Here is a 15,285-nt window from a genome sequence, read left to right as displayed (position 1 = left end):
GGGTCATGATGGACTTGAACCATCGACCAATGGATTAAAAGTCCACTGCTCTACCAACTGAGCTAATGACCCGCTCTTTTTGTCGCATTTCGAGTGGGGTTACCATTCGTTTGCTGCGGGCGCTTATAATACTTATTTATAAAATGAGTGCAACCGAAATTGTCTCTTTTTTTAAGTTTTTATGTCTAGTTGAGCAATTTTAGACCGCTTATGACAAAAAGCAGTCTAATCAAGCATCAACATTTATTTTGATAAGCGATCTGTGGCTAATTTAGCAGCAGTTGTACTTGGGTACTGATTAATAAGCTCATTCAGTATTTTTTGTGCTTCTGCCTTCAAACCTTGCTCTTGTAAAAGTGTACCAAGCTTTAACATCGCATCTGGGCGTTTATTTGAATTTGGAAATTCGTTAACAACTACTTTAAAGTGCTCGGCTGCTTTTACACCGTCATTTTTAATCGTTAATAGTTGTCCCAGCCAGTAATGTGCGTTTGAGGTGTACACTGAATTTGGATACGTTGTTAAGAACGCTTGAAATTCTGGAATAGCTTGGTCGTAGCGTTTATCTTTCATTATAAGCGCAACAGCACGTTCGTACGCTTCGTTTTCAGATAAGTCGCTGCTGTAGCTCTGCTCGTTACTAGGCTGTGTGTAGTCTGTTGTAGGCGCTGGAGCGGTCGGCTTTGCATACGCTTGGCTAACACGGTTCTCAATTTCTTGATAAAGCTCGCGTTGACGCTGGAGTACTTTTTCAAGCTTATAGCTTTGCTCTTCAGTTACTCCGCGTATTTGACTAACTTCATCTTGCAGTAAATTGAGCTGTTGCTGTAACTCTACTTGTAAAAAATTACGCTGTTGCATCATACTTTCAAGTGTTGCTAAACGCTTTTCAATGCTTGACTGTGAACTTGCAGCTTCTGAAACAGGAGCGGGAGCAGCCAAAACTTGGGTGCTCCCGCTCAATATCATGGCTGCCAAAATAATTTTCGGCTTCATAATATCTCTTATCTTAGTAAACTAGTACCGCACGGCGGTTTTTAGCGAAAGCAGACTCAGTGCGAGATTTAACCATTGGCTTTTCTTCGCCGTAGCTAACTACTGACATTTGGCTTGCAGAAACACCTAAGCTTTGTAGGTATTTTTCAACTGCTTGTCCACGGTGCTCACCAAGTGCAATGTTGTACTCTGGCGTACCGCGCTCATCTGCGTGGCCTTCAATTAATACTTTAACAGAAGGATTTTTAACTAAAAACTCAGCGTGTGCACGAAGTAAGTCTGCATATTTGCTTTCAACTGTCGCTTTATCAAAGTCAAAGTAGATAATTTGCTCTTGACGAAGCGCTTCGTACTTTTGACGAAGTTGCTCTTCTGCTTGTTGCTCTGGCGTCATTGTGGCTACTTCAACTGTATCCGTTGTTGTTTGCTCAACAGTTGCTTGGTTTGACTGGTTAGCTGCATTTTCGTCGATATCTGAAGATGAGCTACAAGCTGCTAGTGTCATTACTGGCACAGCAATTAGCAGGCCTTTAAGTATTTTGTTAAGTTGCATTGAGTAGATTCCTATTTTGAGTAAACCAGCAATTATTACTGTAAATATGGCGACCAAGCAGGTGCCTTTACTTGTCCATCAAGCACAGGTAAACGTGCTTTAAAACGACCGTCCATCGATACTAGCGCAAGTACCTGTTTATTATTGTGGAGCGTGCTGTATATAATCATCGAGCCATTTGGCGCTATGCTCGGTGATTCGTCAAGGCGAGTTCGTGTTAAAACTTGAAACGCACCTGTAGCCAACTCTTTCTTAGCAAGATGATACTGTCCGTTAGTACGGTTTACCATCACTAATTCTTTTCCGTCTGGCGAAATAGAACCCGCTAGGTTCATGTCACCGTCAAAGGTTAATCTTTGCGTTCTGCCAGTTTTTAAATTTAACTTATAAATCTGAGCATTACCACCCCTTTCCGACGTAAATACTATATCTTCACCATTTGGGTACCACGAAGGTTCGGTATCTATACTACGATGGCGTGTTAATCGCGTCTCTTTACGTGTTAGTAAGTCTAATAAGTAAACCTCAGTTGCACCAGTTTTATCTTTTGACAGCACTAGCAGTAACTTTTTACCATCTGGCGAGAATTGCGGCGCGCCGTTAATTCCCTTGTAGCTGGTGATCAATTCGCGTTTACCCGTATAAATGTCTTGAATGTAAATTTGGCTCTGGCGATTTTCAAAGGTTACATATGCTAACTTAGTACCGTCAGGTGACCAAACCGGCGACATTAATGGCTCTTTTGAACGCAATAATACTTGTTCATTAAAACCATCGTAATCAGCAACGACTAACTGATAAGGCTTTTCTTCGGTATCACGTACAATAACATAGGCTATTTTTGTTAAAAATGCGCCTTTTTCGCCAGTTAGCTTTTCATAAATAACATCACTAATGCGGTGCGAGTATCGACGAAATCCAGTTTCACCAATTACGCTTTGACGTGCTTCTAAAATATGGTCTTGGCTTTGAACAAGCTTACCGTTGCTCATCATTTGTGTTTCACCGCCAGTAATTTGGCCGCGAATAACATCAACAAGCTCATAACGTACTAAGTAACGTCCGTTGGTTTGCTGTTCGACTTCACCCACTAAAACCGCTTCAACGCCTTTATTAACCCAAGCGCCATAATCAATATCGCCGTCTTTATGTGGTTGTTGAGGCATTTGTGAAGCGCTAACTGGCTTAAATTTACCACTGCGCATTAAATCAGCAGCAATAACATCGCTAAGCTGCTCTGGAATAGGGCCATTACCTTGGTATTTAAAAGGCACAATCGCAATCGGTCTTGCACCGTCTATACCTTCAGTAATAACAATTTCAAGTGCCGCGTGTGCAACACCCTGAAACCCTAATATTAAAACTAAACAGGCTATTTTAATTTTGTTAAACATGTCATCCCTTAAAACTCTGGCGCGATGGTTATATTAATATTCTTTAATTGTTCGAATACGTCTTTATCTTTCGATACCGGTAATGTGTCGGCCATGCGAACCGCTCTTAAAGCAGCTTCACACACTAACTTATCACCGCCTAACGACTTAACCTGCGTAACCAAGCCATTAAACCCAAGACGGAGATTAATGCGGCATTGCTGGTTTTTCATTTTTTCATCAATTAATAAGTTTTGCTGAATACGCGCCATAATTAATGCACGGTATTTATCAACTTCACTCACTACTTGCTGTTGACGTATTTTATTGCGTGCAGCCTGCTCTTTGGCAAGTTGCTCTTGCAGTATTTGTTCTTGCAATGCTTGCTGACGTTTACGCTCAGCTTCTTCAGCACGTTTTTTACGCTCTTCTTCGGCTTTTTTAAGCGCGGCTTCTTCGGCTTTGCGTTTGTCGGCAGCCGCTTTAGCAGCATCTTCAGCCTCTTGCTTTTGCTTTTGCGCTTGTTTGGCTTTTGCTCGCTCACGTTGTTCTATTTCGCGGGCTTTTTTAGCTTGAGCTTCGGCTTCAGCTCTTTCTTTCTCTTTAGCTTTGCGCTGCTGCTCTAGCTTTTTAATGCGTCTTGCTTCAGATTCTCTTTGCTTACGTGCTTCTGCTGCTCGGCGCTCTAAATCACGAATGCGTTTATCTTCAGCGCGCTTTTTATCTTCTTCTTTTTTGCGTAACTCAGCAATTTTTTGCTCAACCTGCTGTTGATCCACGGTCACAGCAGACACCGCATTTTCTGGCTCAGGAATGGCGGCATTAAGCGTCACTTCCATTACTTTAGGTTTAGGTGGATGAATGTTTGCTGATGCATACAAAAATCCCCCTAATGCTAAATGCAGTATTACTGATTTGATTAACGACGTATTCATATGACTACTTGGTCCCCTCAAAGGATTCGGTCATTAAGCCTACCGATGGTACACCTGCATTCTTCAAAAAATCCATGAGCAGTAACACTTCTTGATACGACACTTTACCTGAGCCTTTAATCATTACTGGGGTATCAGGGTTTTTCATTAGTTGTAGTTTAATTACAGCGGCTACATCTAATGCTTCCATTGGCTCTTCCGGATCAGTACCTATGCTTACATAATACTTACCTTGCGAATCAATAGAGGCAATAATGGGCGGCGTATCTTTGGTATCAACTAAGTCTGACTCTTCCATTTTTGGTAGGTCTACTTTTACGCCATGGGTTATTAATGGCGCAGTGGCCATAAATATAATAAGCAACACCAACATTACATCAATGTATGGTACTACATTAATTTCTGCGACTGGGCGACGCTTTTTACGCTGGTACATTCGCTTGAGCCTCTATTTGGGTAGCTGCTTGACGGTGTAAAATATTGGCAAATTCTTCCATAAAGTTAATGTAATGAGATTCTAACTTTTCAACTTTATTAGCAAATCGGTTATAGGCAATAACGGCAGGAATAGCCGCAAATAAACCCATTGCTGTTGCAATCAAAGCTTCTGCTATACCTGGTGCAACCATTTGTAAGGTTGCTTGTTTTACTTCACCTAAGGCAATAAAGGCATTCATAATACCCCATACTGTACCAAACAAACCTATGTAGGGGCTAATTGACCCAACGGTTGCTAAAAACGATAAGCTTGATTCTAGTTTTTCTATTTCACGAGAAAGCGCAACCCGCATTGAACGATGTGTGCCTTCCATAACAATGCCTGCACTTTGGAAGGTATTTTTTTTGTGGCGTGCAAACTCTTTGAAACCTGAGGTGAATAACGCTTCAATACCCGTTGATTGACCACCGCGTGATGAAATTTCGTTATATAGCTTACTTAGGTCAACACCAGACCAAAAACGATGCTCAAATTTTTTGGCATTTGCTAAAGCGTCAGAGATGGCTTTTTTACGTTGAAAAATAATAGCCCACGACATAACCGACATAGCAACCAACGCTAGCATTACTAATTGCACAAGCAAACTGGCTTCTAGAATTAGATCTAAAAAATTAAGCCCTGATCCCACGTTAAACTCCTAAATAATTAAAAACATCAAATTGATTTATTTGAGTAAGGTAACTTTGTAACACATTAGCCACCATTAAAGTTCAGCTAGTGTATCTAGTGTATTTCCTGCTGACAACGATATTGCTGTGAATAGCCAACAAAAAACGTTAAAAAAATAATTTTACTACTTAACTCTTGTTTTACTGTATAAATAAATAACAACAAGACTATCTATAAGCCCGCTTAATTTCACTAAAGAGTCACAAAAATACGCTGTTTATTCAAAATTAATGCATAAGCACTCATAAACACTACACGCTTACCTTAACGTAATAGTAAAACTAATACCGAACGTTTATATGTTAATACACATAAACAAAGCATTTCATTAACTTATAGAATTAATGGTTAATTAACATGCAACATTAAGTAAAAACAGAAAACCCCTGCTATTAGTTTTTTTAATCTGAAAATATAAATTTTCTAGTTTGAACAAATTCTGCCGCTTCGGTATTATTCTCCTATACCGAGCTAGCGCATTAAATGAAAGCTATTTCATTGAATCCAGTTCTTCGTAATATGATTTATTTCGTATTACTTTTTTACTTCTTGGGGTATGACCTCAACAAGTAAAACGTAGTTCCCTAGATTACTTCCTTAAACTTGTTGTTTGCCCGCATTATTTGCGGGCTTTTTTTTGCCCGCAATTTGTAAAATTAGTTACACTCGGGCTCAATACCATTACTGCAGCCGCACAATAGCCTGATGTGTCTTAACGCTCAGTGAATTATTGGCAAAGTAAAATACGTCTAAATTTAGCCTTTGCTTATACTAAAAAGCCACTGTCGTTAAAATGACAGTGGCTTTAGAAAGAGTCTCGTTATTCTGGTTATTTAATCTTTTTTAGGTAACAAGCCAAAATGGTGATACGCATTATCAGAGACAATTCGCCCTCGCGGCGTGCGCTGAATAAATCCTTGTTGAATTAAAAACGGTTCGATCACATCTTCTATGGTTTCTTTCTCTTCGCCTATTGCCGCGGCTAAGTTGTCAAGGCCAACAGGGCCACCCATAAACTTTTCGATGATGGCGAGTAAATATTTACGATCCATGTAATCAAAACCGCTTTTATCAACGTCAATCATGTCGAGGGCTTGTTGAGCTACCTCAGCATTAACCGTACCGTCTGACTTTACTTGGGTGTAATCGCGCACTCGACGCAATAATCGATTTGCAATACGTGGCGTACCGCGCGAACGTTTGGCTATTTCGGCGGCGCCATCGTCACACATTTCTAAACTAAGATAATGCGCTGAGCGCCCCACAATGTGCGATAAGTCTTCCACAGAGTAAAACTCTAAGCGTTGAACAATACCAAAGCGGTCACGCAGTGGAGAAGTTAATGACCCCGCACGAGTAGTTGCACCAATGAGTGTAAACGCGGGTAAATCAAGCTTAATAGAGCGTGCAGCAGGGCCTTCACCTATCATAATATCGAGCTGGTAATCTTCCATTGCCGGGTAGAGTATTTCTTCAACTTGCGGGCTCAAACGGTGAATTTCATCAATAAACAGTACATCACCCTCTTCAAGGTTAGTAAGCAATGCGGCTAAATCGCCCGCTTTTTCAAGCACAGGGCCCGAGGTGGTTTTAATATTTACATTTAATTCGTTGGCTACAATATTGGCAAGCGTGGTTTTACCTAAGCCTGGCGGACCGAATATTAATAAATGATCCAACGCTTCGCTGCGGCTACGCGCGGCTTCAATAAATATTTCCATTTGTTGCTTAACATGCGGCTGACCACGATAGTCGGCCAGTAACTTAGGCCTGATAGCACGGTCTATGGTGTCTTCGTTGGTTTTTTCAGCAGCATCTATTAAGCGATCAGCTTCGATCATAATTTACTCACAGCATTGATTTCAAAGATTCTTTAATTAGAACCTCAGTCGACATATCGGGTTTGCTTATTGATTTTACTGCTTTTTGCGCTTGTGGCAATTTATAACCGAGCGCCACTAACGCCGAAACCGCATCATCGGCCGCATTATTGGCTATAGTTGCATCGCTCGCAGGCTCTATTACGGCGCTATCGCTAAACGGGGTAAATAAGTCATTACCCCAATTTTTTAATCTGTCTTTCATTTCGAGCACTAAGCGCTCTGCGGTCTTTTTGCCCACCCCTGGCAGTTTAACCAAAGCGGTAGCATCTTCATTATTTACACAACTTACAAACTGCTGCGCCGACATGCCCGACAAAATAGCTAAGCCTAATTTAGGCCCTACGCCATTAGCTTTTAACAGCTCTCTAAATAACGCACGCTCGGTTTTATTATTAAAGCCAAACAATAACTGTGCGTCTTCGCGTACTACAAAATGAGTGTACACAATGGCGTTGTCGCCTACTTTAGGCAAATCGTAAAAACAGGTCATTGGCATTTGTACTTCGTAGCCAACGCCGCTCACTTCTAATAGTATTTCTGGGGGCTGTTTTTCAACTAACACGCCGTTTAAGCGACCTATCATTGTTATTTCCTTAGACGTCCTCTAACGGTTTTGCTTGCGCTACCCGCTAGTTTTATTAAATTTTGTTCAGAGTGGGCATGGCAAATTGCAATTGCAAGCGCATCCGCCGCATCGGCTTGCGGCGTACCTGGCAGTTTAAGTATGTTTTTAACCATATGTTGAACTTGCGATTTATCTGCCCCACCGTTACCCACAACGGCTTGCTTTATTTGCCGTGCTGAGTATTCAAAAACCGGTAAGTCGGCCATAGAGGCACCAACAATCGCAGCGCCACGAGCTTGGCCTAGCTTTAAAGCAGAATCAGGGTTATGCGCCATAAATACTTTTTCTATAGCAAATGTTTCAGGCGAAAATTGCTCTATAAGCTGTGTAATGCCTTGGTAAATCATTTTAAGTCGGGTGGGAAAGTCATGATCGGCTAATTTAATACAGCCACTGCCTAAGTAAGTAAACTTAGCCCCTTGGTGCGCAACCACACCGTAACCCGTTAAACGCGAGCCCGGATCGATCCCTAAAATTATGGCCAAACAGCACTCTCATTATTGTTATTTATTAATAGTGCTAATAATGCCAGAGCACTGTATAAATTACCAGTACCAAGCAAAAACAAAAATGCCTACATAAAAAGTAGGCATTTAAACGCTATTTGGCTGAAAAGTTTACGCCAATGCGCGTACTAAGCCTTGGGTATTTTGTTTAAGCGTACGGGCAATCATAAAATAGCCTAACCCTGCTACAAACACGCCACCAGCAACGGGGCCAATAATCCAAATATTAGGATGCAGCTTACCCGCTAAATCAAACATTTGCTGCTGAACAATCAATAACGCAATATCGCTGAAAAATGCAGCCACCAGTCCGGCTAAACCGCCCAGTAATAAAAACTCATACAAGGTGGCATTTTTGATTAATCGGCTTTTAGCGCCCAAAGTACGCAGTATCACAATTTCTTGCATCCGCTCACCTAAGCTTGCTTGCACCTGCGATATAAGTACCAACGCGCCACACAACACCACAATAGCCAGTACAAAGCCAATAGCTAACGACACTTGCTCAATAGTCGATTGAATTTGTTTAACAAAGTTGTCTACATCAATTGCTGTAATCGTAGGATATGTACGTAATAACTGGCTAAAGTCGCGCTTTTGCTCAGGCTCAATACGTACTGATGAAATATACGTGGCCGGAAAGCTGCTCAACACATCAGGGCTTAAAATAATGAAAAAGTTAGGTTTAAGCGTGGCCCAATTAACTTTACGTACACTGGTAATTTTAGCGTCGAACGACTGCGCACCAATTAAAAACGTGAGGGTATCGCCCATTTTCACATCAAGGCGCTTCATCATCGACTCTTCAAGTGAGGCCTCAGCTACTGCGTCATCGCCAAACCACTGGCCATCGATAATGTCATTTTGTGAGGGGACTTCGTTAAGCCAAGTTAAGTTAAGCTCGCGGCCAATACCTGAGCGGGCTTCTTCGTCTTTTTTCTCGTTGTCTTGCAATGACACTTCACGTGCTACTGCTTCGCCATTTACTGCATTCACGCGGCCACGAATCGTTGGGTAAAACTCCGACACTTGAATGCCTTTTTGCGCTAAGTATTCATTTACCGGATCCAGCTCATTTTGCGTAATATTAACCAAAAAGGCATTAGGTGCATCACTTGGTAACTGAGACTGCCAATCCGAAATAATGTCGTTTTTTAGCACAATTAAAAACAACAGTAATTTAATCGCTAGCGAAAAACTAATTAGCTGCACCGCATTAACGTTGGCGCGCTTTTGAATAGACGCAATAGCCAACGACCAGCTGTTACCTGGCTTTAAGCCAAGCTTTCGGCCCCCGCCAAATATTAATTTAGAAATTAAAAACAACACTAAAATAAGCGCAAGCGTTGAGGCAAATAAAATAAGGGTAATTTTAATATTGTTACTAAATAACCACATTAATAAAAATACCGTTAAGGCGCTAAGCCCTAAATGGATTTTACTTACCGCAAGGCGGTCGCCTAAATTACGGCGAAGCACTCTAAGTGGTGGAATATCAAATAAATCTAACAATGGCTTAATAGAGAACATAACCGCACAAATAACCCCGGTGCTAATGGCGACTAACCACGGTTTAAACCCTGCCATGGGCAGTTCGGTTCCCATGCTTTTTGCAAGGTAACCAGTTGCAACTTCTTGTAAGCCGTAACCAATAGCAAGGCCAACGACTACCGCCATGGTACACACCATTAATAAGTGCATAAGGTAAATTTTGCGGATCATATCGCGGCAGCCACCTAAGGTTTTCATCATCGCGACGGGGTCGTATTGGCGCTCACAATAGCGCTTAGCCGATACCGCAATAGCAACCGCGGCTAATATAATGCCCAGCAAACCTGCTAATAACAAAAAGCTTTCGGCTCTGTTTAAGCTATTTGAAATAGGAGACTGGCGGTCTTTTACACCATACCAGTTTTGGTTTTCTTTAAGTTGCGGTTTTAACCAATCGTAAAAACTATTGATGTCGCTTTCATCACCTGCATACAACTGGCGGTAAAATACACGGCTACCGGGCTGTATTACTTCAGTTTTTGGTACATCATCAATATTAATAAGTACTCTGCGACTGCTAGAGAACACATTAAATGGCGCATCGGGTTCTTCTACAATCACTTTTTCCACATTGAATAACGCGGCACCTAATTCAACTTGGTCGCCTACGTTTATGTTTAAACTGTAAAAAACCGATTCACTTAACCATACGTTACCAGGGCTTGGCGCACCGGGTGCAACCTCAGTTTGAGCATTCAAACCCGACTTAACTTTCAATTGGCCTTTAAGCGGGTAACTGTTTGATGCAGCCTTTACCGAGCTAAATTGCATTTCATCGTTTGCAAACAGCATAGTGTCAAAGTACACCATTTGTGCAGTTTGTAAGTTTTGTTGTTCTGCTTTGGTTATAAAGGCGGTATCTATGGCGTGATTGCTGGCAAGAACACGATCTGCTGCTATAAATGCACTGCTTTTTTGGGCAATACTTTGTGCAATTCGCTCAGTTACCATAGATAAAGTAAGCACGGTTAATACTGCCAGTGCAATGGCTGCGCTTATTACGGTTAGTTCACCACGGCGAAACTCACGAGAAAATAGTTTAAGCGCTAATTTAGCCCACATTTGCCATTTCCTCTGTTGAATTGTGTACCAGCTCACCGGCTTCAATCTGAATAATGCGTTCACACTTTTGCGCCAGTGCTTCATCGTGGGTAACTAAAATAAGCGTAGTGCCATTTTGTTTATTTAAATCAAATAATAACGCTTCTATCATGTGGCCGTTTTTGCTATCTAGGTTAGCTGATGGCTCGTCGGCAAACAGTATTTTAGGCGAACCCACGAATGCGCGAGCAATGGCAACACGTTGTTGCTCACCACCAGATAACTGCGACGGGTAATGATCAACACGGTGACTCAAGCCGACTTTTTCAAGTAATGCGAGCGCTTGCTCTTTAGCATCACGTTCGCCAGCAAGCTCAGCGGGTAACATCACGTTCTCAAGCGCAGTTAAACTTTGTACCAACATAAAAGACTGGAATACAAATCCGACTTTAGCAGCTCTCAGTGCTGCACGTGCTTCTTCATCTAATTCGTGCAGCGGCTCGCCATCTAACATCACCTCGCCACTGCTGGCGGTATCAAGCCCTGCTAGCAAGCTCAATAATGTAGATTTACCAGAGCCCGACGTGCCCACTACGGCAACAGACTCGCCATGCTTGACATTAAAGCTGATGTCGCTGAGGATGAACAATTCACCTTCAAAGGTGGAAACCACTTTAGATAAACCATTTACTTGAATTATATTTAATTGAGAAAGCGCTGACATATGACCCATTCAATCCTACGTTGTGTATTCATTTTATTTTTAGTTATTAACCCACTACACGCGGTAGCTAACAACACGATTTTAATACTTGGTGATAGTTTAAGCGCAGCCTATGGCTTAAAACAAGAACAAGGCTGGGTGCAATTGTTACAAGATAAATACGATAACGAGCAACGCCCTATCAACTTAGTAAATGCCAGTATTAGCGGCGAAACCACCGGCGGTGCATTGCGCCGATTAGACGCGCTACTTGAGCAATACCAGCCAACTCACGTACTCATTGAGCTTGGTGCTAATGATGGCCTGCGCGGTTTTCCAATCACAAAAATGCAAACTAACTTAACGGCTTTAATTGAAAAAAGCCAAGCTGCAAATGCACAAACCGCACTTATGGAAATTTATATTCCACCTAACTATGGCCCACGTTACAGTAAAATGTTCACCGATAGCTTTGCCAGTGTTAGCAAAGCCACGGGCTCGCATTTAATGCCGTTTTTTGTGCTTAAAGTAGCAGGCAAAAGCGAGCTGATGCAAAACGACAACTTACACCCTAACAAAACTGCCCAACCAATACTACGAGATGAAATGTATAACACGATCAACCAGTGGTTAAATAAAGAGTAAAGCCGTGTAAAACTTCTGGCGCAAGCGCTTAATATTAAACGCTTGCGCAATAAATATCCAAACAAACAAAAGCTTATTGATTTTTTTATAAATACACGTACTATTGCAATCGAAGTCGGTATGTGGCGCAGCTTGGTAGCGCACTGTCATGGGGTGGCAGGGGTCGAGAGTTCGAATCTCTCCATACCGACCATTATTTCAATAACTTACCCCAAATCGTAATAAGTTATTTTCTACTAAAGTACACCGTGTAGCCAATCTGTAGCCACTAAAGACTTACCCTTATATACATCAAAAATAGCAAGTATCTATTAATTTGCAGTACCAACATAAAGTAGTTATGTTATCTTCTAGGCTGAAACTAAATACATATACAGTAATTAGGGATGATTTTTAATGAAATTCGTAATAGTTCAAAACAATGTTGGCGAAACAATAGCTATTGAATCGAGTAAGGCAGGTAATAGGATTGTTTATGGAACATATGAGGCCGATAATTCGCAGGAAGCTTTGAATAAACACCTAACAACAAAACCCGCCAGTCAAAAGAATAAAGACAATACTCCTAAGCATACACACACAAAGAGTGAAACGGTCAAATTGAGTGAGTCAAGCTCACGCATGGTATTACTTCACATCATTCACTTTTTGGCGCTTTTTGGAGTCAACCTTCATCAACAAACCAAGACGATGGGCACTTATTTTACGACAACATCAACATCTTGGGAGTTCATGATTAACCCAGCTGGAATTATCGCTGTACTGATATCTTGGGTAGCTTGCAGTATTGTAGGTTCAATTTTAAAACGCGTCACAATGCTATACAACAACTCGATCGAATGATCAAAGTGAATGCCGTTACACATATGTAAGCGTAGTGCTTTATAACGTACTGGTTGCGAAATTGCCTCTTTTACGGTGTCTGAAAATACCCTAAATAAATCTAGCTAGTTTGTTATATTGTTTTAGGCTGTTGTTTAATCCCCACACGCCCGAAAAGCCATGTCTTTATAAATACCTAAACAGGCTCTTAGAAGTCCAAGAATTTCCCCAGCTAGTTTTTAAGTCTTTGCCATTTAAGTAATTAACCAAGCTCTTATAACTTGGGTTACTGTATCTATGTGACTCATTAAGCGCTACCGTTAACGCTTTAAAAATTTGCCTATCGTTGTTAAGCCTATCTATTCGTTTCATAAATTTCCCTGCTATGAGTTTCAATTATACCCTTTTTTGCTAGGTAATCGTGCAAGCCCCCCCGCTAAAAGCCACACTGAACATCGCTTTGAATTGCTAAGTCTAAATAGCTTGAATTTGCCTTGTTAATTTGTAACTCTGTATTAACTACAATTACTAAGGACGGTTATGTTTTTCAACAAAAAGAACGACTCTGAGATTAAAAAAGAAGCTCCGCAATGGAACATTAGTGAAAAGGGCTTAACAGATAACATCAATAATATATTTTATGAAACAGCAAAATTAGCCAAGGCTGAGAAAAAAGACTCTGAAAATAATACTCATATTACAGTTTGGTATGAGGGTAAATTCGTTACAAATCTATTGATTGAAAGTGATAAAAGAAATCCTTTTGATAACTTTTATGTCCGTGAATGTGATGATTTTATAGAGGACTTACCTAATATTGAATTTGAAGATATAAACTCTTCCCCCCTCACTCTGTCTGTAGCATCTTTAAATTATAAATCAAAAAATTATGCAACAAGCGGCCTGCGAACTCTAAAAGCAAGTAATGGGTATGAAATATACAGCTATGGCAAATTAATAACGACAATAGATGAAACACACGCTAATTATATAGAAAAAGCAAAAAACATTTATTTACACAGAAAGTATGGTTTACCTAATAGTTCATTGCGCGAACATTACTCTAAACTACAACAAGAAAAGATTGAGACCATAAAACAGGCAAACTTAAATCAAAATGAAATACTGCTCACAACCGAATCTACGCCTAATTTAAAAGTGATAAAACGACTAGATGTTATTACTGCAGAATGTGCATATGGAATGAATATATTTAAGGATATATTTGCCAGCCTTAGTGACACTTTCGGCGGTAGAAATAACAGCATACAAGATACTTTGAGAGACGCGCGAAAAACAGCTTTAGCCGAATTAAGGAAAGAAGCTTTTTCATTAGGTGCTAATGCTGTGGTAGGAATAGACCTAGATTACAGTGAAATATCGGGCGGTGGTAAACTGGGCATGCTATTTATTGTTGCTTCTGGTACTGCTGTTATTGTTGAGAAGTAAACCTATTTAGGTACTTTCAATATTAAAGAGCGGCGTTATAAGTAATTAAACGCCGCCCTTATCATTTATATCAGTTAATATTCATTTGCGGTGCTGCGCCATTAGTATACGTGTAATTTGAAACAATGCCGTCATCAAACAATATATCTAACGTTTTTTGAGTGCCTTCGGTTTGAACTTTCATGGTAAACACATAAGATTGAGCTTTAGATGTTCCCTGAGAATAAAAATAAAGCCACTTCACTTGATTACCATTAATAACCGTTTTTGAGTACGGTTCACCAAACCAATCTGCAACTTGCTCTTTAGTTGTAACTCCTTTTTCTATTTGATCAACTTTATCCGTTTTAAAGTCACTACCTGTGGTGTAATTGGCTGTCGCGCATGCCGTAAGAAATAAAACACATAATATTAAAAATCCATATTTCATAGTTGTTCCTTTTTTATATGAGTTATTAACTTATACAAGCTAGTGTATATTTTCAACCTTTTAAAATTACAGCTCAAAATATTTTGGGCTTATCATTATTTATTAAATGTTTTTTTGATAGAATTTATAATTTCTTCGTTGCCGTGTAACTCTGCGTACTCTAATGGTGGAGTAGAGAAATCCTCATAAGATAGACCTTGAGCTGTATTCATAATATTTTTAACGACTTCAACATCATTATCAGCGATAGCATTAAGTAACGCTTTTTGGCTGTTTTCTATTTGCATTGAGGTATTATTCCCTGCTTGCTCTCTATTACAGTGCTTACAAATAATAGCCTCACTCTTTATTAGTTCAGCGCAATATGGGCACTTTTTTTGTGTACCTAAAGCAAGTGCTTTGCTTTCAAGAGTTTGATTGTCTTTTTTAATAACAAGCGCCAATACAATGCCTAGAGGCGCTAGCAGAAAACCAATTACAAACCATAGAAACCCACTTCTTCCTTTATTACTTCCAATGATCCCTGTTATCAACCCGCACAAACACATAAACGCTAGATATTGATAAAGCATATTAATCCCTTATTTAAATTCTTATCAAAAATA

The 15,285-nt window shown here is 40.3% G+C and carries 17 protein-coding genes and 2 tRNA genes; 4 read left to right on the top strand and 15 right to left on the bottom strand.

Translation table 11 applies throughout. The annotated features are described in order from the left end of the window. From MTN96_RS32590 to MTN96_RS32535, 12 genes are all read right to left on the bottom strand, one after another. Nucleotides 1–72, bottom strand: a tRNA-Lys gene (locus MTN96_RS32590). A 171-nt stretch (nt 73–243) separates the two neighbouring features. Next, complete coding sequence (ybgF, locus tag MTN96_RS32585) at nt 244–996, bottom strand: tol-pal system protein YbgF (protein ID WP_248474989.1); 753 nt, start codon at nt 994–996, stop codon at nt 244–246. Nucleotides 997–1,009: 13 nt separating this feature from the next. Further along, entirely contained in the window at nt 1,010–1,549 is a 540-nt protein-coding gene (gene pal / locus MTN96_RS32580; protein ID WP_036983049.1) for a peptidoglycan-associated lipoprotein Pal, read from the bottom strand. Nucleotides 1,550–1,584: 35 nt separating this feature from the next. After that, a complete protein-coding gene (gene tolB / locus MTN96_RS32575) occupies nt 1,585–2,943 on the bottom strand; it encodes a Tol-Pal system beta propeller repeat protein TolB (protein ID WP_248534213.1) in 1,359 nt (452 codons plus the stop codon). A gap of 8 nt (nt 2,944–2,951) precedes the next feature. Further along, on the bottom strand, nt 2,952–3,857 hold the full coding sequence (gene tolA, locus MTN96_RS32570) for a cell envelope integrity protein TolA (RefSeq protein WP_076920777.1): 906 nt from the start codon (nt 3,855–3,857) through the stop codon (nt 2,952–2,954). A gap of 4 nt (nt 3,858–3,861) precedes the next feature. Next, nucleotides 3,862–4,293 carry a protein TolR gene (gene tolR / locus MTN96_RS32565; RefSeq protein WP_016899822.1) on the bottom strand — a complete coding sequence of 144 codons (432 nt, stop codon included), beginning with the start codon at nt 4,291–4,293 and terminating at the stop codon, nt 3,862–3,864. Next, nucleotides 4,280–4,984, bottom strand: coding sequence for a protein TolQ (tolQ, locus tag MTN96_RS32560; RefSeq protein WP_036983052.1), 705 nt, complete (start codon nt 4,982–4,984; stop codon nt 4,280–4,282). Before tolQ ends, tolR begins: the two co-directional genes overlap by 14 nt. 874 nt (nt 4,985–5,858) lie before the next feature. After that, nucleotides 5,859–6,866 (bottom strand): Holliday junction branch migration DNA helicase RuvB, encoded by a 1,008-nt coding sequence (gene ruvB / locus MTN96_RS32555; protein ID WP_013464636.1) that lies wholly within the window; start codon nt 6,864–6,866, stop codon nt 5,859–5,861. A gap of 7 nt (nt 6,867–6,873) precedes the next feature. Then, entirely contained in the window at nt 6,874–7,491 is a 618-nt protein-coding gene (ruvA, locus tag MTN96_RS32550; RefSeq protein ID WP_036983054.1) for a Holliday junction branch migration protein RuvA, read from the bottom strand. Nucleotides 7,492–7,493: 2 nt separating this feature from the next. After that, nucleotides 7,494–8,018, bottom strand: a complete 525-nt coding sequence (gene ruvC / locus MTN96_RS32545; protein WP_008114131.1) for a crossover junction endodeoxyribonuclease RuvC — start codon at nt 8,016–8,018, stop codon at nt 7,494–7,496. A 132-nt stretch (nt 8,019–8,150) separates the two neighbouring features. Beyond that, nucleotides 8,151–10,652: an ABC transporter permease gene (locus tag MTN96_RS32540; protein ID WP_248534211.1), complete on the bottom strand. Its 2,502-nt coding sequence runs from the start codon at nt 10,650–10,652 to the stop codon at nt 8,151–8,153. After that, nucleotides 10,642–11,355 (bottom strand): ABC transporter ATP-binding protein, encoded by a 714-nt coding sequence (locus tag MTN96_RS32535; protein ID WP_248534215.1) that lies wholly within the window; start codon nt 11,353–11,355, stop codon nt 10,642–10,644. Before MTN96_RS32535 ends, MTN96_RS32540 begins: the two co-directional genes overlap by 11 nt. Here MTN96_RS32535 and MTN96_RS32530 point away from each other — a divergent pair, their 5' ends adjacent. The 3 genes from MTN96_RS32530 to MTN96_RS32520 all read left to right on the top strand — a co-directional run bounded on the left by MTN96_RS32530 (nt 11,356) and on the right by MTN96_RS32520 (nt 12,822). After that, nucleotides 11,356–11,979: an arylesterase gene (locus tag MTN96_RS32530; protein ID WP_248534209.1), complete on the top strand. Its 624-nt coding sequence runs from the start codon at nt 11,356–11,358 to the stop codon at nt 11,977–11,979. Between the two features lie 116 nt (nt 11,980–12,095). After that, a tRNA-Pro gene (locus MTN96_RS32525) sits at nt 12,096–12,172 on the top strand. A gap of 203 nt (nt 12,173–12,375) precedes the next feature. Then, complete coding sequence (locus tag MTN96_RS32520; protein ID WP_248534208.1) at nt 12,376–12,822, top strand: hypothetical protein; 447 nt, start codon at nt 12,376–12,378, stop codon at nt 12,820–12,822. A 165-nt stretch (nt 12,823–12,987) separates the two neighbouring features. On the opposite strand, the gene MTN96_RS32515 is transcribed toward MTN96_RS32520, so the two are convergent. Then, a complete protein-coding gene (locus MTN96_RS32515) occupies nt 12,988–13,173 on the bottom strand; it encodes a hypothetical protein (protein WP_248534206.1) in 186 nt (61 codons plus the stop codon). Nucleotides 13,174–13,341: 168 nt separating this feature from the next. Between MTN96_RS32515 and MTN96_RS32510 the strand changes: the two genes are divergently transcribed. Beyond that, a complete protein-coding gene (locus MTN96_RS32510; protein WP_248534204.1) occupies nt 13,342–14,250 on the top strand; it encodes a YbjQ family protein in 909 nt (302 codons plus the stop codon). A 70-nt stretch (nt 14,251–14,320) separates the two neighbouring features. On the opposite strand, the gene bamE is transcribed toward MTN96_RS32510, so the two are convergent. Then, nucleotides 14,321–14,680: an outer membrane protein assembly factor BamE gene (bamE, locus tag MTN96_RS32505; protein WP_248534203.1), complete on the bottom strand. Its 360-nt coding sequence runs from the start codon at nt 14,678–14,680 to the stop codon at nt 14,321–14,323. A 95-nt stretch (nt 14,681–14,775) separates the two neighbouring features. Then, the gene (locus tag MTN96_RS32500; protein WP_248534201.1) at nt 14,776–15,252 is read right to left on the bottom strand and encodes a hypothetical protein; all 477 of its coding nucleotides are present in this window, start codon (nt 15,250–15,252) and stop codon (nt 14,776–14,778) included. Nucleotides 15,253–15,285: the final 33 nt, after the last annotated feature.

The organism is Pseudoalteromonas sp. 2CM28B (assembly GCF_023161935.1).
Note: the sequence above shows the minus strand (reverse complement) of the source record. Positions and strands in the feature narration are given on the sequence as shown.